This window comes from Parafrankia sp. FMc2, from assembly GCF_041008525.1.
Classification (GTDB): Bacteria; Actinomycetota; Actinomycetes; order Frankiales; family Frankiaceae; genus Parafrankia.
Window position 1 is genome coordinate 55,732 of the sequence record NZ_JBFLUG010000022.1, and the last position, 26,250, is coordinate 81,981.

Below are 26,250 nucleotides of genomic sequence, written 5' to 3' on the forward strand. Positions count from 1 at the left end.
GAGGCGACGATGGCGGCAGTCCGGGCAGACGGCGGCAGGCACCCCCACGGGACGCCGCCCGCGCGCCGAGACACACGGCCCGGCCGCCAGGCGGCCACAAGGCCGCCGGGAGCGCTGGTCGTCGCGGTGCTGGTGCTGGCGCTGGCGCTGACCGCGGCCTGCGGCACCGTCGGCAACCAGCTCCCCCAACAGGCCCTGCCGCTTCCCGACGCCGCCACCGCCACCGCCGCTGCCGGCACGAGCACCGGCACCGGCACCAGAACCGGCGGAGCGCCCGCGCCGGCGGACTGCGGTGACCCGCGGGCCAGCCTGCGCCCGCCCGCCGTGCTGCCCGCGCCTGGCGCCATGCCCGCGGGGTCGCACCTGCGCGCGATCGCCGACCGCGGCCACCTCACTGTCGGTGTCCTCGCGGACGTCCCGCCGTTCGGATACATCGACCCGCTCAGCGGGGAGTTCGCGGGCTTCGACGTGGAGATCGCCCGCCTGATCGGCCGGGCGATCTTCGGAGCGGACGACCACGTGCGCTTCCGGGCGGTGACGTACGCGGAGCGGATCCCCGTCCTGCTCGACGGCACCGTCGACCTGGTCGTGGCGACCATGACCACCAACTGCGAGCGGCGCGCCAAGGTCGACTTCTCGGCCGTCTACTACGAGGAGACGAACCGGATCCTGGTCCTGGCGAAGTCGCCCTACCGGTCGCTCGCCGACCTCGGCGGGCGGCGGGTGTGCGCGGCCGCCGGCACGACGTCCATCGAACACGTCGAGCGGGCGGACCCGAGGCCGGTCGCGGTGGCCGTGCCGACCATCGGCGACTGCCTGGTAGCACTGCAGGCCGGCACTGTCGACGGGATCTCGACCGCGGAGGCCGTCCTGTCCGGTCTCGCCGCCCAGGATCCGCGGGTCGCGATCGTCGGGCCGCGCTTCGACAGCGAACCGGACGCCATCGCGGTGAGCCGGGACCATCCGGAGCTGACCCGCTTCGTCAACGGGGTCCTCGAGCGCACCCTCGCGGACGGCACCTGGCGTGGGCTGGCCCGGGACTGGCTGACGGGCATCGAGCCGGTCATTCCGGTTCCGCGCTACCGGGACTGACGCCCATGTGCGCCCGGCACCTTCCCGCCCCCGACGACGACCTGTTCCAGGAGGCCCCGCACCTGTTCGCGCACCCGTCCCCGGCGCAGGGATCTCCGGCGGACCCCGCGCCGCTCCGCGCCGCCGCGCGGCATACCGCCGACGCGGCGCTGGCCCGGCTGCGGTCGACGGCGGCGGCGCTCTCCGCGACGCTTCTCGACCTGGACGCGGCAGCCGAACAGGTTCTCGGGGACGGCACCGGGCTGCGCGGGCGCACCGCGGAGCGCGCCGCACTGGTCCGGACCGGGATGAACTGGCTGTGGGAACGCCACCAGGCGCTGAGAGCCCTGCTCGCCCAGGCCGAGGAGCTGCGCGGGGCGGCGCCGCGGCCCGGGGCACGACAGGCCGCCCGCCTCGACCGGCTACTGAAGGGCCCCTGGCCAGGCCTCGGCACTCCCCCGCCGCCCGGCCTCGGCGCGGCCGCGCCGCTCGCCGCAGCTGCCGATGTCGATGTCGATGTCGATGTCGACGAGGTCGCCCGGGCGATCGGCGCGGAGCTCGCGGCGGTGACCCGCGCGCGGGCGGAGCACCACCACCTGCTGGGCGAGGCCGCCCGCGCGGTGTCCGAGGCCGTTGCCACCTGTGCCCGGCTCGGTGTCCCCGACCTGCCGGAACTGGCCGCGGCCCAGGCGGATCTGCGAGCCGCGTTCGCCGGCGTGACGGCCAACCCGCTGGAGATCACACCGGCGGACCTGCGACCGGCGCAGACGTCCGCCGCCCAGGTCGCGGAGCTGGTGGCCGCCCTGCGTGACACGTTCGACGCCCTCGAGGAACGACTCGCCGCCGCCGAGGATCTCCTCGGGCGTGTGGTGGCCACCGCCGCCGCCGGCGAGCACGCTGCCCGCACCGTGGTGGAGCGGCTCACCGGCGACCGGTCCGGCCTGGTGCGCCTGGATGACGGCTGGTTCGACGACCCGCGCCGTGGCCTGCGCCCGTGGCTCGACCGGCTCCGGGCCGCCGGCGCTGCCGGCGAGTGGCGGCTGGTGGCCCACGGCCTGCGGGCCTGGACGCGAGTCGCGGAGGCGACCCTCGCCGCCGCGGGCGAGACCGTCGCGACGAACCAGGCTCCGCTGCGGCGGCGGAGCGAGCTGCGCGGGCTGTTGGAGGCGCTGCGCGCGAAGGCCGGCCAGCGCGGCCAGATCGAGTCCGCGGAGCTCGGCGACCTGTACGACCGCGCCGCCACCGCACTCTCCACCGCCCCGGTGGACCTCGACGCGGCCGAAGCCCTGGTCGCCGCGTTCAGCGCGGCGCTGGGCGGCGCACTGCCCGCACCGCCACCCGAGAGCGCGGTGCCGGCAGGCCGGCCAGCACGGCAGGCATCCCCGAGCGACGTGCCATCGAAGGAGGACAGCCCGTGACAGTCGAGGGCATCCCCTGCCCGGAGCCCGGGTGTGAAGGGACCATCGAGGACGGATACTGCGACATCACCGGGCTGGCGTACCGCCCTCCGCCCGGGCCTGGCCCGGGCGGAGGGCCCGCCGGAAGCCCCGCCGGGCGCGGCACCGACGGCACCCTCGGCAGCGGCGTGGGCGGGACGGGGGGACGGGAGGAAGCGGCCCCGGCGGGAGCGGATCGTCCTGGGAGCTGACAGGCGGCGGATCGCGGCGCCGGCGCCGACCTGACCGCGCGCGGCGGGCCACCAGCCGTCTCGGTGCCGGCCTGGTCGACGTCCCGCGTATGGAGGCACCGGAACCGGCGTCGCTGCTGATGGCCGACCCGTGCGTCCCGGAGTCGCGCCGGCGGTGCCCGGCCTGCCAGGCGGAGGTCGGGCGGGCCCGGGGCGGTGCGCCCGCGGTGCCCACGGGCTTCTGCGTCCACTGCGGGCAGGCGTACTCGTTCGTCCCGTCGCTGCGCGCCGGTGACCGGGTCGGGCCCTACGAGATCGCCGGGGCGCTGGCCCACGGCGGGCAGGGCTGGGTCCACCTCGCCCGGGACGTCGGTGTGGAGAACCACTGGGTGGTGCTGAAGGGCCTGCTCGACGAGGGCGACCCGACGGCGCAGGCCGCCGCGATCGCCGAGCGGCGGTTCCTCGCCTCCGTGGACCACCCGGCGATCGTGCGCATCCACACGTTCGTCGAGCATGCCGGCACCGGCTACATCGTGATGGAGTACGTCGGCGGGACGTCGCTGCGGGAGGTGCTGCGCCGCCGTGCCGCCGCGGCCGGCCGCCCGGACCCGCTGCCGGTGGGCGAGGCGATCGCCTACATCCTGGCGGTCCTGCCGGCGTTCGCCTACCTGCACCGGCACGGCCTGGTGTTCTGCGACTTCAAGCCGGACAACGTGATGCTCGGCCCGGAGAACCTCCGGCTGATCGACCTGGGCGCGGTGCGCAGGCTCGACGACCCGGGCGGCGCTGTCTACTTCACCCGCGGCTACGCGGCACCGGAGATCGCCCGCGAGGGGCCCTCCGTCCCCTCCGACCTGTACACGGTCGGTCGGACGCTCGCCGCGCTGATCCTGAACTTCCGCGGGAACACGACGACGTACGCCGACCGGCTGCCACCGGCGGGCGAGCATGACGTCCTGCGGCGTCACGAGTCGCTGTACCGGCTGCTGTGCCGGGCCACCGCGCCGGAACCGGCGGACAGGTTCCAGTCCGCGGACGAGATGCACGACGAACTGCTCGGCGTGCTCCGGGAGATCGTCGCCGCCGAGCGGGGCAGCCCGGCCCCGGCACCGAGCCGGCGGTTCACCGGGGACGTCCACCTGACCGGTGAGGAGGGGGACGGAACGGCCGCCGCCGCACCGCCACAGCAGCCGGCCCAGCAGGGCCAGCAGGGCCAGCAGGGCCGATCATGGACGTCCCGGCCGTGGGCGGTGCTGCCGCGGCTGCGGGTCGACCCCGAGGATCCGGCGGCGGGGACCCTCGCGGCGCTGCCCGACAGCGCGCCGGCGGAGCTCGCCGTCCTGCTGGACGCGATCAGCCCGGCGTCGGTCGAGGTCCGGCTCCGGCTCGCCCGGGCCCGGATGGAGCTGGGCGACCCTGCCGGCGCCACGGCGGTCCTGGACGAGGTGAGCGCCGCGGACCCGTTCGAGTGGCGGGCCGACTGGTACCGGGGGCTGCTCGCGCTGGCCGCCGGCGACCCGGACACCGCCCGCGCCGCGTTCACCCACGTGTATGCGCAGGTTCCCGGCGAGCTGGCGCCGAAGCTGGCGCTGGCCGCCACCGCCGAGGCGGCGGGCGACCTCGACCGGGCCGCGGCCCTGTTCGACCTGGTGTCACGGACGGACGACGGCATCACCAGCGCCGCGTTCGGGCTCGCCCGGGTCCGCGCGGCGACCGGCGACCGGGACGGCACCGTCGCCGCCTACCAGCGGGTGCCGGCCTCGTCCGCCGCCCACCTGGAGGCGCAGGCGCGGATCGTGCGGACCCTGGGCACGGTGACTCCCGCCGGAGCGCCGGCCGCCGGCGACCTGGTCGAGGCAGCCCGCATCCTCACCGGTCTGGAGCTCGACGACCGGTGCCGGGCCGCGCTCACCCGGGACCTGCTGCACTGCGCGCTGGAGCTCATCCGCACCGACGCGCTGCAGCCCGACCCGGATGTCGCTCTTGCCGGTGCCCGGCTGCGCGAGGGTGACCTGCGCGTCGGGCTGGAGCGCACCTACCGGGAGCTGGCAAGACTCGCGACCTCCGCGGACGAGCGCTACCAGCTGGTGGACCTCGCCAACGACGTGCGCCCGCGGACGCTGACGTGAGCGGGCCCGCCAGCGGCACCCGGCCCGCTGCGCAGGACGGCGCCAGCGAGCCGCCGCCCGGTGACCCTGATCTCCGGCCGGACGCGGATTCTCGCCAGGACGCCACCCGCGAGGACGCCGATCAGCCTGTCGTCGTCGCCGGCTGCCGGCGCTGCGCCGGGCTGGTGCTGCCGGGGGACCGTTACTGCGAGCAGTGCGGCACGCGGCTGGACGCGGCGGCCCGCTCGGGCACCCATGCCCTCCGCGCCTCGGACGCCCGACAGCGTGATCTGGGGCTCGCCGCGGGCGCGACGGACCGCGGACTGGTCCACCGGGCGAACGAGGACGGCATGGGCCTCGGCCTCCTCCCGGACGGGCGGGGAGCCGTCGGCGTGGTCTGCGACGGGGTGTCCTCCGCTCCCGGTTCGGGCCCGGCCGCGGCGGGTGCGGCGCGGGCCGCGACAGAACTGCTCACCACCCGGGCCGAGCAGTGGCGGACAGGGCCCGGCCTGGCGGAGGAGGTGACGACCACGCTGAGGGACGCCGCCCGGGCGGCACAGACCGCGGCCGTCGCCGGCGCGGCCGAGCTCGGCCTCACCCCGGCCTGCACGTTCGTCGCAGCTGTCGCCGTCGGCGACACGCTGGTCGTCGGCTGGCTCGGAGACAGCCGCGCCTACCTGGTCGACGCCGCGGGCACGCGGCGGCTCACCGAGGACGACACCGTCGCGGCCGAGGCCGTCCGGGCCGGGCAGCTGCCGCCGGAACTGGCGGAGCAGGGCCGGGCCGCGCACACCATCACCCGCTGGCTGGGCAGCGCGTGCCCCTCCCCCGTGCCGCGGACCAGGGTCGTGCGGCTGCGACCGCCCAGCCGGGTCGTCCTGTGCAGTGACGGCCTGTGGAACTACGCCTCGGCCGCCGCGGCGCTGGCGGCGCACATCGCGGAGCCCGGAGCCGACGCGACGCCGATCACCGTCGCCCGGCACCTGGTGGACGTGGCTCTGCGCGCCGGCGGGGCCGACAACGTGACCGTGATCGTCATCGACATTCCGGAGAGCGCCTGATGGTCGACTTCAGCCTCGAGGTGAGCCAGAACGAGTACCTGTCGGCGGGAGCCGGCGAGGTCCACGCCGTCATCACGGTCACCGCGCACGACGTCGGCACACCGGCCGGCGGCGACGCGGGCATCGGCGGCGCGCCGGTGGCGGGCGGACCGGTGGCGGGCGGACCGGTGGCGGGCGGGCCGCGGGCAGCCGAGGTGATCCTGCTGGACTGCTCCGGCTCGATGGACTACCCACGCACGAAGATCGTCGAGGCCCGGCGGGCCGCCCGGGCCGCGATCGAGGCGCTGCCCGACGGGGTCGCCTTCGCGGTGGTGGCGGGCACCTCGTCCGCGACCATGGTCTACCCGACCGGCCGGACCCTCGTCGAGGCGTCCGCGCGGACCCGCCAGGAGGCGGCCGAGGCGGTCGCCCGCGTGCGTGCCCACGGCGGGACGGCCATCGGCGAATGGCTTCTCCTCGCCCGGGAACTGATGGCGACCCGCCCGGACCTCATCCACCACGCGCTCCTGCTCACCGACGGGGAGAACCAGGAGGCCGCGGAGGTCCTCGACGCCGCGCTGGCCGCCTGCGAGGGCCACTTCCAGTGCGACTGCCGCGGGGTGGGCGCCGACTGGAAGGTCGCCCAGCTGCGCAACGTCGCCTCCCGGCTGCTCGGCGAGGTCGCCCTGCTGCGCGAGCCCGGTGCGATGGCGGACGACTTCCGCTCGATCATCGCGCGGGCCCTCGCGCGCGGCATCGACCGGGTTGGCCTGCGGCTGTGGGCGCCGCGCGGCGCGGCGGTCCGGTTCCTGCGGCAGGTCTCACCGGAGATCGACGACCTCACCGGACGGGCGACGCAGGCCAGCCCGCTGAGCCACGACTACCCGACCGGTGCCTGGGCCGCCGGAACCCGCGAATATCACCTGTGCCTGGACGTCCCGCCCGCGCAGGTCGGGGAGGAGCGCCTCGCCGCCCGGGTCAGCCTGCTGGTCGGGGACGAGGAGATCGCTCGCACCCGGGTGCGGGCGGTGTGGACGGACGACGTCGACCTGTCGACCCGCATCGACGGGGTCGTCGCCCACTACACGGGCCAGGCGGAGCTGGCCCGCGCGGTGCAGGACGGGCTCGCCGCCCGCCGGGCCGGCGACGAGCAGACCGCGGTGACCCTGCTCGGCCGGGCCGCCAGCCTCGCCGCGCACACGGCGAACGACGAGGCCCTGGCACGGCTCGCGAAGATCGTGGACATCGACGACGCGGCCACCGGGTCGGTGCGGTTGCGCCGCCAGGTGGACGTCCTCGACGAGATGGACCTGGACGCCGGTTCCACGCTCACCACTCCTGCCCAGCGGTGAGTGCCTCGCCGTGCGCCGGGTGCGGCTTCCCGCGCCCGGCGGGCGAGCCGGTCTGCCGGGCCTGCGGCTTCGACACCCTGACCGGGACCGGGCCGCGCGCGGTCGGCGTGGTGCCGCTCCTCGGGCCCGGAGCGGGCGCCGCGGAAGCGCGGTCCAGCGCCAGTACAGGGTCAACCGTGGGTACGCCGGGCCTGCGCTGGGCCGTCGAGCTGGTGCCGGACCGGGCCTACTTCGACCGGGGCCAGGACGGCGATCCGGCGGCGTTCCCCGCCGGAGCCGCCGCCCGGCTCGTCCAGCTGGCCGGCCCGTGCGCGGTCATCGGGCGCCGTAGCCGCTCCCGCGGCCAGGCCCCGGCGCTCGACCTGTCACTGTCGCCGCGCGACCCCGGCGTCTCCCGCGCGCACGCCCGGCTCGAACGCCACGCCGACGGGACCGTGACGGTGACCGATCTCGGCTCGGCGAACGGTACCTGGATCGGCCCGGACGCCGACCACCTCACCAGGCTGGGTGCCGAGGCACCCGTCCCCCTCGCCGAGGCGGACCGGGTCTTCGTCGGCGCGTGGACCCGGCTGACCGTCCGGAAGCGCTGATCATCCCGGTCCGCCGAGCCGGGGCACGGCGGCTGTGTCCGGTACGTCCACGACACCCCCCGAGGCCACCGTTTGTCGGATCTCATACAGTCACGGAGCCCGGCGGATGCCGCGCGACCGCCACGCACCTGGCGGACGCCCACGTCGAGGATGTGACAGCCGGTACCAGGGGTACCGACGTCCACCACTGGCATCGCGCTCCGGACCCAGCCAGTGCCACCCTGCGTGGCCGCGACGACGTTCAATGAGGAGCGCAGGAAAGGATGATCGGCAACGACACCCACGTGCGGAACAACCGCACCCGGTGGAACGAGATCTCCGACGACTACCAGCGGTTCAACGCCCCGCAGATCCGCGAGCAGGCCTTCACCGGCGACATCACCTGGGGTGTGTGGGGCATCCCGGAGTCGCGCCTGAACATCCTCGGGCACGTCGTGGGACTGGACGTCCTGGAGATGGGGTGCGGCGGAAGCCAGTGGTCGACCGCCCTGGCCCGGCGTGGCGCCCGCCCGGTCGGGCTCGACCTCTCCGAGCGTCAGCTGCACCACAGCCGCGCGCTGCAGCGCGAGACCGGGCTGGACTTCCCGCTGGTCCAGGCCAGCGCGGAGGACGTGCCGTTCGCGAACGGCTCGTTCGACATCGTCTTCGCCGACCACGGCGCGTTCTCGTTCGCCGACCCGTACCGGGCGATCCCGGAGGCGGCGCGGATCCTGCGGCCCGGCGGTCTGTTGGCGTTCGGTCATGTCAGCCCGATCTACGAGATCAGCATCCCGGACGGCGCCGAGGCCGCCGGCGACCGGCTGGTCGGCGACTACTTCGGGCTGCGCCTGATCTCCGACACCGACGGCCTGGTCAGCGCGAACCTGCCGTACGGTGCGTGGATCCGGCTGTTCCGCGACAGCGGTCTGATGGTCGAGGATCTGGTCGAGCCGCGGCCGGAGAGCGGGCCGGGCGGCTCGCACCGCGACAGCGCCGAGGAGGCCTGGGCGCGGCGCTGGCCGTCCGAGTGCATCTGGAAGGTCCGCCGGGCCTGACACTCTGGGAGGACGACGCACACGATGAGGCCGACCCGCAGCACAAGGCCGACCGAGACGAGGCCGACCGGACCAGGGCCGACCAGAACAGCGCCGACCGGACCAGCGCCGACCGGGCGGGCCGGCGCATGACCGCTCCCACTCCGACCAGGCCCGGGCCCGAGCTGCGGGTCCGGCTGCCACAGGTGGCGCCGTCGGTGCGGGAGTTCCTCGCGACCGAGGCGGGCGGCGCGGTCCTGCTCGTCGTCGCGGCGGTGGTCGCGCTGGTCTGGGCGAACAGCCCGTTCTCCGACAGCTACCACGACCTGTGGGAGACCACCGCCACGCTCGGGGTGGGCGACGCGAGCCTGTCGTTGACCCTGCACCACTGGGTCAACGACGGGGCGATGGCCATCTTCTTCGCCGTGGTCGGCCTGGAGATCAACCGCGAGTTCACCGCGGGTGAGCTGCGGGACCGGCGGACGGTGGCCGTCCCCGCGCTCGCCGCCGTCGGTGGCCTGGCCCTGCCGGCGCTGATCTACCTGTTGTTCAACCCGTCCGGCCCGGCGGCGGCCGGCTGGGGCATCCCGATGTCGACCGACACGGCATTCGTGGTCGGGATCCTCGCCCTGTTCGGCCCGCGCTGCCCGGACCGGCTGCGGCTGTTCCTGCTGACCCTGGCCATCGTGGACGACATCGGCGCCATCGCCGTGGTCGCGGTCTTCTACACCGAGCACGTCGACGTCGTCTGGCTCGGCGTCGCCGCCGGACTGCTGGGCGTGATCATGTTCATGCGCTGGATGGGCGTCTGGCGCCTGACGCCGTACGTCCTGGCCGCGATCGTGCTCTGGGTGGCCGTCTACTCCTCGGGCGTGCACGGCACGCTGGCCGGTGTGATCATCGGGCTGATCCTGCCCTCGGCGCCACCGCGGCGCGAGCAGATCGACAACGTACCGATCTACGTCCGGGCGCTGCGGGAGGACTCGACGGCCTCGCGGGCCGCCCTCGCCGTGTCGGCGGCCAAGGCCACGGTCTCCACCAGCGAGCGGCTGCAGTACAGCCTGCACCCGCTCAGCGCCTACGTGATCGTGCCGGTCTTCGGCCTGGCGAACGCCGGGGTGCATCTCGACAGCCACACGCTCTCGGACGCCGCGACGTCGCCGGTGACGATCGGAGTGGCGCTGGCGCTGCTGGTGGGCAACGCCGTCGGGATCACCGCCACGGCCATGATCGCCATTCGGACCGGGCTGGGCGTGCTGCCCGGCGGGGTCCGCTACGGCCACCTGGCGGGGGCCGCCGTGCTCGCCGGTATCGGCTTCACGATCTCACTGTTCGTGACCGAGCTGGCGTTCACCGACGAGGTGATCGCCGAACAGGCCAAGATCGGCATTCTGGCCGGTTCGTTCATCGCCGCCGTTCTGGGCACGCTGCTGCTGCGCTATGTCGGGGAACGCTGGTCGCTGTGCTCACCCGGCACCGACGAGGCCATCCCGGCGCTACCCCCGCGCCCATGGCATGCGCCGGCGCCGCCGGTCAGCCCCGTCCTCCGTTGACCGGGCCGCGCCGGCACGGGCGACCGCGGCGCGCAGCGGGCCGAGCTCGAGACGGCCGCGGTAGCGCTCTCCGTCGATGAAGATCGTCGGGGTGCCCTGGACGCGCTGCTCGGCGCCGTCGGCGTAGTCGGTCTCCACCGCGTCGCCGTAGGGCTGGGCCGGGTCACCGACGACGAGGTCGGCGTCGATACCCAGGCCGCGGGCGAAGGCCATGAGGTACTTGTCGGCCAGCCTGTCCTGGTTCGCGAACAGCAGGTCGTGCATCTCCCAGAAGCGCCCGTGCGCGCCTGCGACCTCGGCCGCGAGCGCGGCGGTCAGCGCGAACGGATGCATGCTGAACACCGGAAAGTGCCGGAAGACGTGTCGGACCTGGCCGTCGGACGCATCCACCAGCTCATGCAGGATCCCGGCTGCCCGGGCGCAGTAGGGGCATTCGAAGTCGGCATACTCGACGATGACCACGGCGCTCTCGGGGCCACCGCGGGAATGCCGCCACGGATCCGTCCTGACCCGCTTCGCCCGGGCACCGGGCGACCGGGCCTGACTCTTCTTCTCCGACCGGTCCGATTTCCCGACGATCAGGGCACCAGACCCACCCGAGCTGCCGTCCTGGACGTCGAGAACGCCATTCAAGCCGCTTTCTGGAGCCTTTTCCGCATATTCTTCCAGCGATGGAACCACGCATTCTTTCGACCCGCTGTGACGGGTGACGGCTTTCGTGATTCTCGCCCCGACCTCGCCCATACGACCCATTGTAACCAGCCGCGGCGGGACGGCGATGCGACTAGGCTGGGGCCCGTGGCGGAACCGAGAACGTCGGACCGACCCGCCCGGAATGCCGGCGCCGCACTGGCTGTCAAAGCCACCGACGTACGCATACGGCGCGGGATGGCCTGGGCCGGCCGGGATGGCCGAGAAATCGTGCACGGCGTGTCCTTCGAGGTCCGGCCGGGCACCGTGACCGGCCTCATCGGGCCCAGCGGGTGCGGAAAGACCACACTGATGCGGGCAATCGTGGGAATCCAGCGCGGAGTAAGCGGGGAACTCCTGGTTCTTGGCCAGGAAGCCTGCGAGATGAAGCTGCACCAGAAGGTCGGTTACGCCACCCAGGCGGCCTCTGTCTACGATGACCTGACGGTGGAGGAGAACCTTCGTTATTTCACCGCGCTCGCCGCCGACGGCACTCCCAGCCCCGCGAACATCATTCGCGGGGCGGAGCGGGCGGCGGCGGCGGTAAGCCTTTCGTCGGAGCTGCGGAGCAAGGTCGGCCGGCTCTCCGGGGGGCAGCGGGGCCGTGTCTCCCTGGCGGCGGCGGTCATCGGCGGCCGGGAGCTGCTCGTGCTGGACGAGCCGACCGTCGGCCTGGACCCGGTCCTGCGCCGCGAGCTGTGGGACGGTTTCCACCAGATGGCCCGCCGGGGGCTCACCCTGCTCGTCAGCTCACACGTGATGGACGAGGCGTCCCGCTGCGACCGCCTGCTGCTCCTGCACGAGGGGCGACTGATCGCGGACGAGACACCCGCGAACCTGCTCGCTCTCACCGGCGCCCGTGATCTCGACCGGGCCTTCCTGCGACTGGTCGATCCCCGTTCCACCCCGCCGCACCTGGTGCCCGTGCCGTCGAACCCGGGCGCCCACGCCGGCCCCGGCCCGGCGTCCGGCCCGGCGTCCGATCCGGCGTCCCGGACGGATCCCGTGTCGAGCCCGGACTTCGAGCCCTACCCGGCGGACCCGGATCCGGGCTCCGGCGGCGCCCGGCCCGCCAGCACGGCGCGGACCAGCAGCCCAGCACACCCCGGCGGGGCGGCACGGGCGGCCGGGTCCGCGGACCGGCCGTCCGCCCAGGATCTCGGCCGACGCCGGCGGCTTCCGCTGAACCTGCCCCGGACGACGGCGACGGCGCTGCGGGTGATCCGTCAGATGCGCCGGGACCCGCGCACGATCGCCCTCGTCCTCGCGCTGCCCCCGGCGCTGCTCGTGCTGCTGCAGGCGATCTTCACCAACAGCCCGACGGCCTTCGACCGGGCCGGCGCCGGCCTGCTCGGCGTGTTCCCGCTGATGACGATGTTCTTCCTGACGTCGGTGGCGATGCTGCGCGAGCGGCGCTCCGGCACGCTGGAACGGCTGCTGACGACCCCGATCGGGCGGGGTGACCTGCTCACCGGCTACGGCGTCGCGTTCGGCCTGCTCGCTGTCGCCCAGGCCGCGATCACGACGACCACCGCCGTGGCGCTGCTGAACCTGCGCATCGCCGGGCCGTTGCCGATGCTCGGCCTGCTCGCCGTGCTCGCCGCGCTGTTCGGCACCGCTCTCGGCCTCCTCACCAGCGCCTTCGCGAACTCCGAGTTCCAGGCGGTGCAGTTCCTGCCGCCCGTGCTGCTGCCGCAGTTCCTGCTCGCGGGCATCCTCGTCCCGCACGACCAGATGAACCCGGTGCTGGAGACCGTCAGCATGCTGCTGCCGATGACCTATGTCGTCGACGCGCTCAGCCGCATCAGCACCACTCCGGGCGTGTCGATGCTGGTCGTGCGGGACGCCCTCGTCGTCGCCGGGTGCACGGTCATCGCGCTCGCCCTGGCGGCCGGGACACTGCGCCGCCAGGGCCCGTAGCGACGCCCGCCCCGGGCACGGGCCAGGCGGGCGCGGGTCAGGCGGTGCGGTCGAGGCTGCCGGCAGCCAGCCGGGCGTAGTGCGCCGAGCTGGCCAGCAGCTCCTCATGGCGGCCGGCGGCGACCAGGATCCCGTCGTCGAGCACCAGGATCCGGTCGGACGCCCGCACCGTCGAGATGCGGTGCGCGATGACCAGCAGCGCCCGCCGGGCCGCGATGTCCGCCATCACCCGGGTCAGGGCCCGCTCGTTGACCGCGTCCATCTGGGACGTCGGCTCGTCGAGCAGCAGCAGGCCGGGCGCCGCGAGCAGCGCACGGGCCACCGCGACACGCTGCCGCTCACCGCCCGAGAGCATGACCCCGTGGTCGCCCACGTCGGTGTCGAGCCCGGCGGGCAGCCGGCGCACGAGTCCGGCGAGCCGGGCGACGTCGACGACCTCGGAGATGTCCGCGTCGGTGGCGTCCGGACAGGCGTAGACGATGTTGTCACGCAGGGTGCCGCAGAGCACCGGGGCGTCCTGTTCGACGAGATTGACCTGCCGGCGGGTCCGGGCCCGCTCCACCTGGCCCAGTGGGACGCCGCCGAGCAGGATCTCCCCGGCGTCCGGTTCGTAGAAGCGCTCGACGAGGCCGAGCACGGTCGACTTCCCCGCCCCCGACGGGCCCACCAGCGCTACCTGCCCGCGGGCCGGCACGACGAACGACACCCCGCGCAGCACGGGCCGCGGGCCGTAGGAGAACCACACGTCCCGGAACTCCAGCGCCGGGGCCTGCGATGCCTCCTGCACGCCGTTGCCCGGATCCGGGCCCGGACCGGTACCGGCGTCGGAGCCGGCGGTCATGACCAGGCCCGAACCCCGCTCCGCGACGGAAACCAGGCCGGGGTTCGGGCCCGGGGCGGCCGTGGCGGTACCGGTATCCGGGACGGTACCGGCGCCTGGGCCGGTACCGGCGTCCTCTCTGGGCATGGTGAAGACGACGTTCACCCGGGTCAGCGCGCCCAGCCCGCGCTGGATCGTCTGCGCCGACTCGATGAGCTGCGACAGCGGCATCACCAGGTACGTCGCATACAGCAGGAACGCGACCAGGTCGCCCAGCGAGGTGGTCCCGCGGGCGACGAGGACACCGCCGGCGAGCAGCACGAGCAGCACCGAGCCCTGGACGGCGAGCTGCGACGCGGGCGCGATCACCGCGCTCAGCCGGGCCATGCGCAGCCCGGCTCGGTAGGCCTCGTCCGCGTGCTCGCCGATGCGCTGGCACTCCCGTTCCTCGGCGTTGCTCGCCCGCACGGTGCGGATCGCGGTCAGCGCCCGCTCCAGATCGGCGGACATCCGCCCGACGCTCGCCTGCCCCTGCTCGGAGACGGATCGGACCCGGGTCAGCGCCGTCAGCACGACCGAGCCTGCGAGGACCACCGCGATCACGACCAGGCCGAACAGCAGCGGATTCAGCCACACCATCAGCCCGATCGCGGCGAGGACGCCGATGGTGCTGGTCACCACGCTGGTGAGGCTGTAGGCGACCGCGTCGCGCACGACCATCGTGTCCGCGTTGGAACGGGAGAGCAGATCGCCGATCCGCGCCTCGTCGAACACCCGGATCCGCAGCCGCAGCAGGTGGCCGATCAGCCGGTGGCGCAGGCCGAGCAGCACCCGCTGCCCCGTCCGTTCCAGCAGGAAGTGGCCCCACGTGTCGATGGCGGCTTCCAGCAGGAACACCGCGACGAGGACGACGATGAGGACACCGGGCACATGCCCGGAGCCGGCGCCGTCGATGACCCCGCGGACGAGCAGCGGCTGCGCCAGGCCGATGAGCGAGCCGACCGCCGTCAGCCCGGTCGCGAACGTGATCAGGCGGCCATGCCCGCGCAGCAGCCGCCACAGGTCTCCGAGGCCAGGCCGGGGCCCGGCCGGGCGACCCGGCCCGGGCGGCCCCGCCGGACCCCCGAAACCAGGAGGCGGACCATCGGGGCCGGACGGCGGTCCACCGAAACCGGGCGGCGGACCATCGAAACCCGACGGCGGGCCGCCAGGACCGGACGGGGGACCGCCACGGGCCGGCGGCGAACCCGCGTACCCGGCGGGGCCCGCGGCCGGCGTCACCGGGACCCCACCGTGTCCCGCTCCCCATCCCGGTCCCGCTCCCCATCCCGCTGACGCGGCCGGGAACGGACGGTGATCATCGGCCGGTAGGCATCCGGCGGGAACGACTCGCCGACCGCGAGCCCGTCGGCCTCGACCCAGGCATGCGCCGCGAACGAACCCGCGGTGCGGACTCCGGTCCGCCATGTCGGCCACCTCCCCGAGACGCGGCAGAGCAGTGCTGTCGCGACCGCGCGCGGCAGACATCCCGAAGGGTCGCGACAGGTGCGACTCACCGCGGTCACCGCCTCCATCGCGGCGAGCGTCTGCTGGTAGCCGGCCGGTCGGGTACCGGCCGCCGCCGCGTCCAGCACCTGCCGGAGCCGTGCCGGGGGCAGCCTCACCAGCCCGCGGGCAACGACGGTGACGGGCAGCGCGACGGCCACACGGGTCGCCCGCCGCCGGTCTGGCCGCGTCACCCGGCCAGGCCCCGTCACCGGGCCAGCCCGGCGGTGCGCAGGCTCCCCAGCAGCAGATCGACGTCGGCGCGGGCCGTCGCGTCGTCCACGTCGTAGGCCTCGGTCACTGCCTGGGCCGCCTGCTCGGCCGTGCCGCCCTGCGCAAGCACCCCGACCGCGAGGTCGGCACTGGGGTTGAGTGTGTAGTACCGGCCGGTCCGCTCGTCCAGCAGAACGGCGCCGTACTCCGTCCGGGTGCGGACGACGTTCTCGCGCAACTGCGTCGACATGTCAGGACCCCTCCTCTCGTCCGGCGCCGGCGGATCGTCCGACACCGGCGGATCGTCCGACAGCGGTTCTGCTCGGGCGCGGGGCGGCGGCCGCGGCCGGCTCCCCGGCGAGCACCTGGGCGTGGATCCGCCGCAGCTCGACGCTCGGCTCGACCCCCAGTTCCCGGGACAGCAGGTGGTAGGCGGTGCGGTAGGCGGCGAGCGCGTCGGCGCGATGCCCGGAGCAGCTCGCGGCGACGAGATACTGGCCCCACACCCGCTCCCGTAGCGGATACTCGAGCGTCAGCGCGCGCAGCATCGGCAGGACCCGGTCGTACTGGCCGCGGTCGAGCAGGGCGTCGGCGAGATCCTCGTGAACGACGGCGCGCAGCTCGCGCAGCCGGGCCGCCTCGGCGTGGACGACCTCCTCGGAGAGCTCCTCGTACGGCTCACCGCGCCACATCGCCAGGGCTTCGCCGAGCAGGCCGATCGCGCGGCTGTCGTCGCCGCCCCACCGGGCGTCCTGCCCGCGGCGGGCGAGATCCTCGAACAGGCAGACATCGACCTCGGTCGCGGCGACGTTGAGCCGGTAGCCCCCCGCCCGGCCCTGGATCCGGCTGAGCTCGGCGGTCTCCCCCGCCGGCAGGACCTGGCGCAGGTCGGAGACGTACGTCTTGATGTTCCCGATGGCCGAGGGAGGTGGTTCGGCGTCCCACAGCACCGCACGGATCTGCTCGGTGCTGGTCCACCGGCCGCGCGCCAGGAGCAGCAGGGAGAGCAGGCGCCGTTTCTTCGGCTGCGGGATCGGCACGGAGCTGCCGTCGGCCGCGTTCACCTCAAGCGGGCCCAGGATGCGGAAGGGCAGGTGCCGCCGCGGTTCCATAGCCTCCTATCTCCCCCGGCGGCGACGGCCCTGAACGGTGCCGGCACCGGGGGCGCACGGCGATGTCGCCTCCGTTCTGCCCTGGCCCGAATGTCCTGCCGGACAGGCAGGCATCCACAGCCGTGGCCGTGGGCCGTGGGCCGTGGGCCCGAGAGTCAGCGGAGCGGGCGGCGGTTGTAGGCGGCGACCGTCGGGACGAGATCGCCGACCGTGGCGAAGTTGACCGCGAGGAAGGTGGGCCGCAGGCCGCGGGCGGCGCACTGCTCGGCGTGCGCGGACAGCGAGGACGCGGTGTTCACCAGCGCCGCGTCCGCGCGGGTGGCGGCATGGTCGGTCAGCCAGTGGTTGATCAGCAGCATGCCGGGCCGGGCCGCCCCTCGCCCCACCCGGCAGGTGAATCCGCCGGGGATCCGCACGTCGAACGGGGTGTCGGCGTTCGCTCGGAAGAAGTTGCGGTACCAGGTGCCGGGCACGTCGCCGTTCTCGGCGAACACCACCAGGCGCCGGCCCCGGTCGATCATCTGGCCGAGAGTCGGCCACGGCTGCCCCGCTGCCGGGGGGCGGGCCAGGTACCGGCCGAGCCCGGCCTTCCGGAACGCCACCATGACCGGCTGGGGTGGCACCCCGTCCTGCAGGATCAGGGTGATGACCTCGGCCGGGTTGCGCGCCAGCCAGCCGGCGACACCGGTCAGTGCGTCGTCCAGCGCCGTCGCACCGAGCTGGCAGATGCCGTGGCAGAGCCAGAGCCCGGGCCGCTCGGAGCTGGCGCCGGTGGCGAAGGGGCCGAGGGCCGCGCGGGCCCGCGGCCGCAGCCCGGCCAGGAACGAGTCGACCTCGGCCGGTGTCGTCCAGTGGTGGACGTCGATCATCAGCGCCCGGATCCCGCTGTCGAGCTGGCCGACCAGGTCCGGATCCTGCACGGCGCCGAGGAAACCCGCCCGTACCGACGCCATGCCGTTGTGGGTGGTCGGGTAGAGGACATCCGGGTACGCCCGGGCGCACAGGTCGGTGCCGCCGTTACAGAACGCGGTGCCGGTGCCGGCCCGGCCCGGCAGCACCGCCCACGATCCCGCGACGAACACCGCGGCGGTGGTGGTCACCGCCAGCACGCGGCGGGCCCGCCCCCGCGCCCGATAGAGGCGAGGCAGGGCGGCCGCGGCCGTGCCGAGCGTGACGCCGACGGCGAGCGGCACCATCGCCATGTCGATCCAGGTCGACCGGACGTTGTCGAGGAGCACGCGGCCCACGTCCGCGGCCAGCTGCTGCCCGGCCGGCGGCAGTGGCGACGCCGGACCGCGCAGCGCGGACAGTGGGTCCCCGGCGACGGCTGTCAGGCCGAGGCTGACGGCGAGCGAGACCAGCCCGGCAGCGACGAGAGCGGCGGACGTCGTCCGCACTGCCCGCGCGATCCGCTCCCCGCCCGGCTCGGGTGGTGGTCTCGGCCGGAGGAGGGCGAGGGCCAGCGCGGCGGTGGGCACCGCGAAGCAGAGCACGGCCAGGACGAGCGTGCCCGTCCCGCCCACCGTGTGGATGGCACGCAGGACGGCGCCGGCCGGGCCCCCGGGGTCGTCAGCCAGCGGACGCCCGAGGTCGAGCACCGTGCCGCCGGCCAGCCGGGCGCGCAGGTCGGCCACTGCCGAGACGTCCCCGGAGAAGATCATCGGTCCGACGACCGCCAGCGCCTCGCCCAGGTCCCCGGACCGCAGCGCGACCAGCACCTGCTCCCGCGCGGCCGACCGGCGCGGCTCCGGCACCCGGCTCAGCAGCAGGTCGGCCAGCCAGGTGACCTGGCTGTCGGTGAGATCGATCTCCGGGACGGACGCCGGCGGCCGCCCCTGGCTCACCCGGTCGACACCGTCGAGGACGTCCCGCAGCGCCGCGGCGACGTCCTCGGTGCGGTACCGGGGCGCACCCGACACCTGCCCGGCGAGGTACACCGAGGCCAGCCGGCCGATGTTGTCGAGGATGGGACTCAGGTCGAACGCCAGGACGAACTCCGCCCGGCTGCCGTCAAGGTAGGCGGCGACGTTGTCGGCGACGCCGTCGGTCATGCCGCGCAGCGCCGCGGGCGGGACGACGAGCTGCAGGTTGTCGACGACCAGGTCCGGGTCGACCGGCAGGTCCGCCAGCAGGTCCCCGGTGACGTCGGCCAGCACCGGATCGGTGAGGACCTCGTCACTGACCCGTTCGTGCACCTGTGCCTCGTCCAGCGCGCCGCGATAGAACGCCGCGTTCTGGGCGGTCTCGTGGACGGTCAGCAACGCCGTGCCGACCGGGGCGAGAACGGCCGCGGCCAGCACCGCCAGACAGGCCCCGCGGACGGGTCGGGACCGAACCGGCGCACCTGGGCTCCGGGCACCGAGGAGCCGAGCCATGGGACGCCAGATTACCGAGCAGCGTGCCCGTCGCAGCGACAAAAGCCGAGGTCGTTCCACGTTTGGTGGTGTGACGGGCCGCTGGGGACCCGCAGACGGGGTAGGCCGTTACGGAACGGTCCGCGCATGAGGCCGCGGCCGCCGACCCACCTGAGGTGCCCGATGACCGCACATATCGGCACATCGCGACACACCGGCACATCGAGACACACCGACGTCACCCAGCACCGGCCGGTGCTCATCTGGTCGCTGACCGCGGTCGTGATCGTCGGCCTGATCCTCGCGCTGGTCGGGATGATCCTCAACGCCTGGTTGCTGCTCGGCCTGGCCGCGGCCACCGCGGCGCTGGCGACCTTCGCGCTGTGGCCGGCGGGCGTGATGTCCCACGTCACCACCGCGCGATCGCACACGCGGTCGGCCATCGGGCCGCCGACCGACCGCGGACCGTGACGAGGCCCCGACGGGTCTGACGGGGAGGAACGAACATGGACACAACGGAAACAGACCGGCCACGCGGTCGCGACATGCTGCACGTCCCGCGCACGCGGGGCGCGCTGAGCGGGCTACTGATCGTGGCGGCGGGCATCTGGGGGGCGCTGATCCCCTTCGTGGGGCCGTACTTCGACTTCGGCTTCACCACCGAGGCCTGGACCTGGACGGCGAACCATTTCTGGCTCTCGCTCCTGCCGGGCGTCGCGGCGGTCGTGGCCGGCCTCATCCTGCTTGCCAGCGGCAACCGCGCGACGGCGGCGATCGGCGCGGCGATCGCGGTGGTGGCCGGTGTGTGGTTCATCGTCGGGCCGCCGCTGTCACAGATCTGGAACCCCGGGGCGTTCGGCACGCCACTGGGCGGCAAGTTCCGCCAGGCCGTGATCCTGATCAGCTTCTTCTACGGGCTGGGTGCGCTGATCCTCTTCCTCGGTTCCAGCGCGCTCGGCCGGCTCAGCGTGGTCGGGGTGCGGGACGTGGCCGCCGCGCGCAACCGCCGGCTCGGTAGGCCCGAGCCCACCAGGCGGCACGCCCGCGGCCACCGCCGCCATGCCCACGCCGGTGAGGCCGCCGGTGCCGGTGCCGCCGCCGGTGCGGGTGCCGCCGCTGGAGCGGGTGCCATGGACGCCGACCGGACCGGGGCCCACGACACCCGGGCCGTGCCCACCGGCCAGGCAGGGCGGGCCGGCCGTGCGGAGCGCGCCGAGTACCCGGAGCGCGAGTACCCGGAGCGCGAGTACCCGGAGCGCGAGTACCCGGAGCGCGCCGGGCGCGGCGCCGCCGAGCGCGAGCCGCTCGAGGCCGGACGAAATGTGTCCCGTCGCGAGCCCGTCAGCAGCGGCCGGTACGACGAGGCGTCGGTCTACCCGGACGAGCCCTACCCGTACGAGCCGAGACGGTCGCACAACGGGCACGGCGAGCGGCGAGCCACCGCCGGCCGCGACCGCGACGGGTACTCCGCCGGCACGCGCGACCAGGCCGGCGAACGCGACCAGGCCGCGAGCGGACGCGGGTCCGGGCCGCAGGCGCAGGACTACCGGACCGGCCAGCAGTCCCACGACTACCGGCCGGGCCAGGGGCAGGGATACCAGACCGGCGACTACCGGACCGGGCAGTACACGGTCGGCGGGTACGAGACCGGCCGGCGTGACACCGGCGGGCGCGACATCGACGAACGCGAGACCGGCAGGTACGGCACCAGCGGCTACGCCGACGGCGGGTACGGCGACAGAGGGTACGGCGGTGACAGCGGGTACGGCGGTGACAGCGGGTACGGCGGTTACGAGGTCGGCAAGCACCGGTCCGGGGAGCGCCCGGCCGCCGCTTCCGAACGCGGTCGTCCCGCGCCCGGTGCCACCGACGGGGACCACACCGCGGAGCAGCAGCCGGAGCACCGCCGCGACGAGCCGATCGGGGCCGGTTCCGGCGCCCGCCCCCACCGCCACCACTGGTGGGAACGACACTGATCCCGGACGCACGCTGGCGGCGGCCCGCCCAGGCGGGCCGCCGCCCGGCCGCGCCCGGCGCCGGTGGGCTGTCCTGGTGCCAGGTGCCACACGCCGGGGGGCCCGGGCGGGTGCCGGCCTGGTAGGACAACGCCATGAGCGACGAGAACACGTCCCCGGCCGGCGCGGGCGCACCGGACGGGCCCGAACCCGACGAGCTGATCTACGTGGTCGAGGACGCGATCGCCACGATCACCCTCAACCGGCCGCAGGTCCGGAACGCCTTCACCCTGACCATGATCGACCGCTGGGCGGACGCGCTGCGGGCCGCCGAGGCCGACCCGCAGGTGCGGGTGGTGGTGGTCACCGGAGCCGGAGGCGCCTTCTGCTCCGGCATCGACCTGGCGGTGCTCAGCGGGATCGAGCCCACCCCGATCGCCCGCCGGCGGATGCTCACCGAGGGCGTCCACAAGGTGGCCCGGGCGGTGCTGGACCTCAGCAAGCCGCTGATCGCGGCGGTGAGTGGCGTCGCGGTCGGTGCCGGGCTCGACATGGCGCTGATGTGCGACATGCGCTTCGCCGCCCGGTCCGCACGGCTCTCGGAGGGCTACATCCGGATCGGTCTGGTCCCCGGTGACGGCGGCACCTACCTGCTCCCGCGCCTGGTCGGCCCGGCGAAGGCCCTCGAGCTGCTGCTCAGCGGCGACACGGTGGACGGCGTCGAGGCGGAGCGCATCGGCCTGGTCAACCGCGTCTACGACGACGAGGCGACCCTGCTCGCCGAGACGTACGCCTTCGCCCGCCGTCTCGCCGCGATGTCACCCATCTCCAGCGCCATGATCAAGAAGGCCGTCTACCAGTCCCAGCATCTCGACCTGCGGACGAACCTGGACCTCATCGCATCGCACATGGCGATCGTGCAGTCCACCGAGGACTACGCCGAGGCCCGTGCAGCCTTCGGTGAGCGGCGGGCTCCGACCTTCGTCAACCGCTGACCGGCTCCGCACCGGCAGGACCCGGGCCGGGTGGACCCGGATCAGCGGCGCCCGGCCCGGCAGGCGGCGGATCCGGCCACCCGCCCGGGTGGGACGCCTGGTGCAGCTCGCGGGCGGCCAGTGCCCGGCGCAGGTCGTCGGCGGCGTCGACCACCACCCGTGCGAGCACGGGTCCGACGTCCGGGCGGCCGAGCAACTGGTCCACGGCCGCGACGGTGCCGGCCGCGACCGCGTAACGGGGAAAGGCCGCCGCCGCCAGCTGGCGGACGGCGTGCGGAGAGCGCGCCGCCGCCAGCCGGGGCATGTCGGCGACGTACCGCTCGACGTAGGCCGCGGTGAGGTCGTCCTGGCCAGGCTGCCAGAAACCGAGCGCTGCGGCGGCGACCAGCCGCACGGAGCTCACCTGGTCCTCGGTGACGGTCTTCCAGGCCCGGGCCTTGGCGACCGGGTCACCGACGGCGGCGCGGATCCGCGCCGCGTGCTCGGCGCCACGGGTGCTCGGGTCGCAGGCGAGTTCGGCCCCGATCTCCGCCTCACCCGCGGCGTCCAGGACCACCAGGCGGCCAAGCAGGCGCCAGCGCAGATCCGGGTCGACGACCAGGCCGGCGGGCACGCCGCGGCCGTCCAGCCAGTCGCGCAGCAACCGCACCTCCGGCTGTTGCGCGCACGAGATCAGCCCACGTGCCGCGGCCAGCAGCCGGCCCTGGGCCGGGCCCGGCCCAGGGCCAGATCCAGATCCGGGGCCGGGGCCGGCCACGCTGTCGATCACCGAGCGGCAGGCGTCCACCAGGGCCTCCCGCGCGGCCCGGCGGTCCCGTGCCGGCAGGTAGCAGTCGACGACGGTGCCGGCCGCGAAGTGCAGGACGTCCTCCAGGACGGCGACGGAGCGCTCGGTGCGCAACGCCCGTACCGCGAGCGCGAGGTACTCCCCCGCCGGCCAGTCGGCATCCCGGATCAGGTCGGCCGCGGCAGACCACACGACGGCCCGCGCGAGCGGATCCGCCAGGTCGGGGAGCACCTCACCGAGGCGCTCCAGGTCACCGGGACCGAACCTGGTCTTCGCGTAGGTCAGGTCCCCGTCGTTGACGAGCAGCAGCCGCCCGGCCGCGGTGCCGACGAGCTCCGGGACCGCTGTCCGCCCGCCGGGAGCGGCCGGCTCCAGGTCGACCAGGACCCGGCGCCGCCGCGTCACCGCACCGCCGCCCGGCGCGGAGTCGTAGACACCGAGCCCGACCCGGTGCGGCCGCGCGGCGGGCGCCTCGACCGGCGCGGTCCGCACGATCTCGACGGCCTCGTAGGCGCCCCGGTCGTCGAGCCGCACCTGCGGGCGCAGCGTGTCGAGCCGCGGGCGGCGCAGCCACGCCTCGGCCCATCCCGACAGGTCCTTCCCGCTGGCCCGGGCCAGGGCCGCGAGCAGGTCGTCCAGGGTGGCGTTGCCGAAGGCGTGGGCGGTGAAGTAGGCCCGCAGGCCGGCGAGGAAGTCGTCGTCGCCCACCCATTCGACGAGCTGGCGCAGCGCGGAGGCGCCCTTCGCGTAGGAGATGCCGTCGAAGTTCAGCAGGGCCGCCGCGGAGTCCGGGACCTCCAGCGGCGCCACCGGGTGGGTGGACGGGCGCTGGTCGGCCGCGTAGCCCCAGCTCTTGCGGCCCACCGCGAAGCTCGTCCAGGCCTGAGTGAAAGGGGTGGCCGCGGCCGTGACCCGGGTGCCCATGTACTCGGCGAAGGACTCGTTGAGCCACAGATCGTCCCACCAGCGCATGGTCACCAGGTCGCCGAACCACATGTGGGCCATCTCGTGCGCGATCACGACGGCCCGCCGCTCGCGCTCGGCCTCGGTCACCGCCGAGCGGAAGACCAGCTCGTCACGGAAGACGACCAGGCCGGGGTTCTCCATCGCGCCCATGTTGAACTCCGGCACGAACGCCTGGTCGTACTTCCCGAACGGGTACCGGATGCCGAACAGCGCGTGGTAGTGGTCCAGGCAGGCCGCGGTGAGCTCGAAGATCTCCGGTGCCTGGTCCTCCAGGTACGGGGCAAGGGAACGGCGGCAGAGCAGGGCCAGCGGCACATCGTCGTGCTCGCGGCTCCACACCTGGTACGGCCCCGCGACCAGGGAGACCACATACGTGGCGAGCGGGGCGGTCGGTGCGAACTCCCACCGCCCGGGCGACACCCTGGTGCCCGCGCCGTTGGCCCGCACCTCCCAGGCCTCGGGGGCGCGGACCGTCAGGTGCAGCGGCGCCTTGATGTCCGGCTGGTCGAAGCAGGCGAAGACCCGGGCGGCGTCGTCGAGGAACGACTGCGCGTAGAGGTAGACCTCGCCGTCCTCGGTGTCGGTGAACCGGTGCAGCCCCTCACCGGTGTTCGTGCACTCCATGACCGCCCGCACGACGAGGGTGTTCTCCGCCTCGAGCCCGTGCAGCGGCAGCCGGCCACCCTGCCAGCGCGCCCGGTCGACGTCGACGCCCCGCCCGTTCAGCCGGACGTCCTCCAGCGCGACCGCCCGGACGTCGACGAACGTGCCGGCGCCCGGGGTGCGGCAGGTGAACGACACGGTGGTGGTGGAGGCGAACCGTGGGCCGTCCGGCGTTCCGGTCAGGTCCAGGTCAACCCGGTAGGAACGGACCTGGACGAGCGCGGCCCGCGCCACGGCCTCGGCCTGTGTCAGCGGCTGCATCAGCCGACGGTAGTGCCCTGACGGGCTCACCTGGGCGGACGGGCCACGGCCGGGCACCGCCGGGCACCGCCGGGCACCGCCGGGCACCGCCGGGCACCGCCGGGCACCGCCGCCGAGCCTCCCCGTGGTCCCCCGCCCGCCCCCGCGAACCCACGGTGACCGGATGTCACGCGGATGGGCGAACGCCGCCCGATCGCCTCTGCCGGATCGGCGCAGAATGCGGCGTGTGGCAGGCGAAGCGCGAGGAGCGGGGCGGTGACCGGCGGGGCGGTGGCGGGCGAGGCGGTGGCGGGCGAGGAGACGGACGAGGTGGACCAGGTGGACGAGGCCGGTACGGGCAGCAGCACCGCGGGTCGGCACGGGGACATCACCCTCGACGAGCTCACCCGGCCCGGCGGTGACGTCCTCACCGACCGCAAGGGCCGGCTTGTCGTGCGCCACGGCGACATCGTCGTCAAGACCCATCTGGCCGAGGAGGAGCCGGAGCCGCTGCTCGCCCGGCTGCGTCTCGCCGGGGACCGGCGGCTGGCCGCGCTGCTGTTGCCGCCGCTGCGCATCCGCGGCGGGTTGGGCGGCCTGCTCGCGACCGTCGACGGCCGCCTGGTCAGCGCCTGGCCGGCCGCGACGGCCCTGCGTCCGGACGAGGTGGAGCGCCGGATCGAGGCCGCGCCCTGGTCCGCCGCCGCCGAACTGCTCGCCCGGCTGCACGCGACCGATCTCACGGCCCCGGGCGTCTCGCTCGGCGCCGCGGGCGTGCCGCCCGCCGCGGTGTGCGCCCGGCTGCACCGGTCCCTGGACCGCCTGGCAGGTGCGCTCGCCACCGTGCCAGCCGGGGACGGGATCCACCGCCTGGCCGCCGACGTCCGGCGCGCGTACGAGACGCTGCCGCCGTGGCTCGGGCAGTCGCCGACCCGGCCTGGTGGCCGCCCCGCGCTGATCCACGGAGACTGGCACCTCGGCCAGGTCGTGCAGGCCACACCGACGTCGCGGCCGGGTGACAGGCCGGGCGCCGCCGCCACGGACGACGCCACGGACGCGGGCTGGCGGATCATCGACGTCGACGATCTCGGGTGGGGCGACCCCGCGTGGGATCTCGCCCGCCCGGCGGCCTGGTTCGCCGCCGGGCTGTTGCCGCCGGAGGTGTGGGCCGGCTTCCTCGGCGCCTACCTGGCCGCCGGCGGGATCGCCCTGGGCCCCGGCAGCGACCCGTGGGCCGCGCTGGACGGGCCGGCACGGGCAGTGACGGTGCAGTACGCGGCAGGCGCGCTCACCGACCTCGCGCAGTTCGGGACGCGGCTCGACGAGGGCGCCCGCGCTTTCCTGGACTGTGCCGGGCGGCTCGCCGCGGGAGCCTGACCCCGCCCTGATCGCCCGGTACGCTGCCACCGTGAGCTACCAGACGATGGTGTGCCCCAAATGCCACGGCGCGATGCGGACCTACAACCGCAACGGCGTCCAGATCGAGCAGTGTGACAACTGCCGCGGCATCTTCCTCGACTACGGCGAGCTGGAGGCGCTTACCCGCCTCGAGGGCCAGTGGGCCCAGGCTGCCCCGCCGACGCCCCCCCCCCCGCCCCCCGGCGCGCACCACAACCCCCCCGACCGGGGTGAGCGC

General features: G+C 74.8%; 21 protein-coding genes. 14 read left to right on the plus strand and 7 right to left on the minus strand.

The window, feature by feature from the left end; all coding sequences use genetic code 11:
• The first annotated feature begins 9 nt into the window (after nt 1–9).
• The 8 genes from AB1460_RS10745 (at nt 10) to nhaA (ending at nt 10,354) form a co-directional block, all read left to right on the plus strand.
• On the plus strand, nt 10–1,092 hold the full coding sequence (locus AB1460_RS10745; protein ID WP_368960727.1) for a glutamate ABC transporter substrate-binding protein: 1,083 nt from the start codon (nt 10–12) through the stop codon (nt 1,090–1,092).
• 5 nt (nt 1,093–1,097) lie between these two features.
• Nucleotides 1,098–2,489: a hypothetical protein gene (locus AB1460_RS10750; protein ID WP_368960729.1), complete on the plus strand. Its 1,392-nt coding sequence runs from the start codon at nt 1,098–1,100 to the stop codon at nt 2,487–2,489.
• 319 nt (nt 2,490–2,808) lie between these two features.
• Nucleotides 2,809–4,827: a tetratricopeptide repeat protein gene (locus tag AB1460_RS10755; RefSeq protein ID WP_420497243.1), complete on the plus strand. Its 2,019-nt coding sequence runs from the start codon at nt 2,809–2,811 to the stop codon at nt 4,825–4,827.
• The gene (locus AB1460_RS10760) at nt 4,824–5,867 is read left to right on the plus strand and encodes a PP2C family protein-serine/threonine phosphatase (RefSeq protein ID WP_368960731.1); all 1,044 of its coding nucleotides are present in this window, start codon (nt 4,824–4,826) and stop codon (nt 5,865–5,867) included. Before AB1460_RS10755 ends, AB1460_RS10760 begins: the two co-directional genes overlap by 4 nt.
• Nucleotides 5,867–7,198 (plus strand): VWA domain-containing protein, encoded by a 1,332-nt coding sequence (locus AB1460_RS10765; RefSeq protein ID WP_368960732.1) that lies wholly within the window; start codon nt 5,867–5,869, stop codon nt 7,196–7,198. The genes AB1460_RS10760 and AB1460_RS10765 overlap by 1 nt, the downstream gene beginning before the upstream one ends.
• Before the next feature lie 176 nt (nt 7,199–7,374).
• A complete protein-coding gene (locus tag AB1460_RS10770) occupies nt 7,375–7,788 on the plus strand; it encodes an FHA domain-containing protein (protein ID WP_368960733.1) in 414 nt (137 codons plus the stop codon).
• A 263-nt stretch (nt 7,789–8,051) separates the two neighbouring features.
• On the plus strand, nt 8,052–8,822 hold the full coding sequence (locus AB1460_RS10775) for a class I SAM-dependent methyltransferase (RefSeq protein WP_368960735.1): 771 nt from the start codon (nt 8,052–8,054) through the stop codon (nt 8,820–8,822).
• 128 nt (nt 8,823–8,950) lie between these two features.
• Nucleotides 8,951–10,354 carry a Na+/H+ antiporter NhaA gene (gene nhaA, locus AB1460_RS10780; RefSeq protein WP_368960766.1) on the plus strand — a complete coding sequence of 468 codons (1,404 nt, stop codon included), beginning with the start codon at nt 8,951–8,953 and terminating at the stop codon, nt 10,352–10,354.
• Here nhaA and AB1460_RS10785 read toward each other — a convergent pair.
• Entirely contained in the window at nt 10,298–10,933 is a 636-nt protein-coding gene (locus AB1460_RS10785; RefSeq protein ID WP_420497244.1) for a DsbA family protein, read from the minus strand. The genes nhaA and AB1460_RS10785 overlap by 57 nt on opposite strands.
• Before the next feature lie 342 nt (nt 10,934–11,275).
• Between AB1460_RS10785 and AB1460_RS10790 the strand changes: the two genes are divergently transcribed.
• A complete protein-coding gene (locus AB1460_RS10790) occupies nt 11,276–12,964 on the plus strand; it encodes an ABC transporter ATP-binding protein/permease (protein ID WP_368960738.1) in 1,689 nt (562 codons plus the stop codon).
• Nucleotides 12,965–13,001: 37 nt separating this feature from the next.
• On the opposite strand, the gene AB1460_RS10795 is transcribed toward AB1460_RS10790, so the two are convergent.
• The 5 genes from AB1460_RS10795 to AB1460_RS10815 all read right to left on the minus strand — a co-directional run bounded on the left by AB1460_RS10795 (nt 13,002) and on the right by AB1460_RS10815 (nt 18,954).
• Nucleotides 13,002–15,065, minus strand: a complete 2,064-nt coding sequence (locus AB1460_RS10795) for an ABC transporter ATP-binding protein (RefSeq protein ID WP_368960739.1) — start codon at nt 15,063–15,065, stop codon at nt 13,002–13,004.
• On the minus strand, nt 15,062–15,523 hold the full coding sequence (locus tag AB1460_RS10800; protein ID WP_368960741.1) for a lasso peptide biosynthesis B2 protein: 462 nt from the start codon (nt 15,521–15,523) through the stop codon (nt 15,062–15,064). The genes AB1460_RS10795 and AB1460_RS10800 overlap by 4 nt, the downstream gene beginning before the upstream one ends.
• A 14-nt stretch (nt 15,524–15,537) precedes the next feature.
• Nucleotides 15,538–15,792 carry a lasso peptide biosynthesis PqqD family chaperone gene (locus AB1460_RS10805; RefSeq protein WP_368960743.1) on the minus strand — a complete coding sequence of 85 codons (255 nt, stop codon included), beginning with the start codon at nt 15,790–15,792 and terminating at the stop codon, nt 15,538–15,540.
• Nucleotide 15,793: 1 nt separating this feature from the next.
• Nucleotides 15,794–16,654, minus strand: coding sequence for an AfsR/SARP family transcriptional regulator (locus AB1460_RS10810; protein WP_368960744.1), 861 nt, complete (start codon nt 16,652–16,654; stop codon nt 15,794–15,796).
• A 155-nt stretch (nt 16,655–16,809) separates the two neighbouring features.
• Nucleotides 16,810–18,954 carry a hypothetical protein gene (locus AB1460_RS10815; protein WP_368960746.1) on the minus strand — a complete coding sequence of 715 codons (2,145 nt, stop codon included), beginning with the start codon at nt 18,952–18,954 and terminating at the stop codon, nt 16,810–16,812.
• A 237-nt stretch (nt 18,955–19,191) separates the two neighbouring features.
• On the opposite strand from AB1460_RS10815, the gene AB1460_RS10820 reads away from it, so the two are divergent.
• The 3 genes from AB1460_RS10820 (at nt 19,192) to AB1460_RS10830 (ending at nt 21,958) form a co-directional block, all read left to right on the plus strand.
• The gene (locus AB1460_RS10820) at nt 19,192–19,479 is read left to right on the plus strand and encodes a hypothetical protein (RefSeq protein WP_368960747.1); all 288 of its coding nucleotides are present in this window, start codon (nt 19,192–19,194) and stop codon (nt 19,477–19,479) included.
• Nucleotides 19,480–19,514: 35 nt separating this feature from the next.
• Nucleotides 19,515–20,984: a hypothetical protein gene (locus AB1460_RS10825; RefSeq protein WP_368960748.1), complete on the plus strand. Its 1,470-nt coding sequence runs from the start codon at nt 19,515–19,517 to the stop codon at nt 20,982–20,984.
• Between the two features lie 134 nt (nt 20,985–21,118).
• The gene (locus AB1460_RS10830; RefSeq protein ID WP_368960750.1) at nt 21,119–21,958 is read left to right on the plus strand and encodes an enoyl-CoA hydratase/isomerase family protein; all 840 of its coding nucleotides are present in this window, start codon (nt 21,119–21,121) and stop codon (nt 21,956–21,958) included.
• Here AB1460_RS10830 and pepN read toward each other — a convergent pair.
• Entirely contained in the window at nt 21,948–24,635 is a 2,688-nt protein-coding gene (gene pepN / locus AB1460_RS10835; protein ID WP_368960751.1) for an aminopeptidase N, read from the minus strand. The two genes, AB1460_RS10830 and pepN, sit on opposite strands and share 11 nt — an antisense overlap.
• A 255-nt stretch (nt 24,636–24,890) precedes the next feature.
• Between pepN and AB1460_RS10840 the strand changes: the two genes are divergently transcribed.
• Together AB1460_RS10840 and AB1460_RS10845 are read left to right on the plus strand one after the other, a co-directional pair.
• Nucleotides 24,891–25,991 (plus strand): phosphotransferase family protein, encoded by a 1,101-nt coding sequence (locus AB1460_RS10840; RefSeq protein ID WP_368960752.1) that lies wholly within the window; start codon nt 24,891–24,893, stop codon nt 25,989–25,991.
• A 46-nt stretch (nt 25,992–26,037) separates the two neighbouring features.
• The coding region (locus AB1460_RS10845) for a zf-TFIIB domain-containing protein (RefSeq protein WP_368960767.1) at nt 26,038–26,250 on the plus strand (213 nt) is incomplete at its 3' end.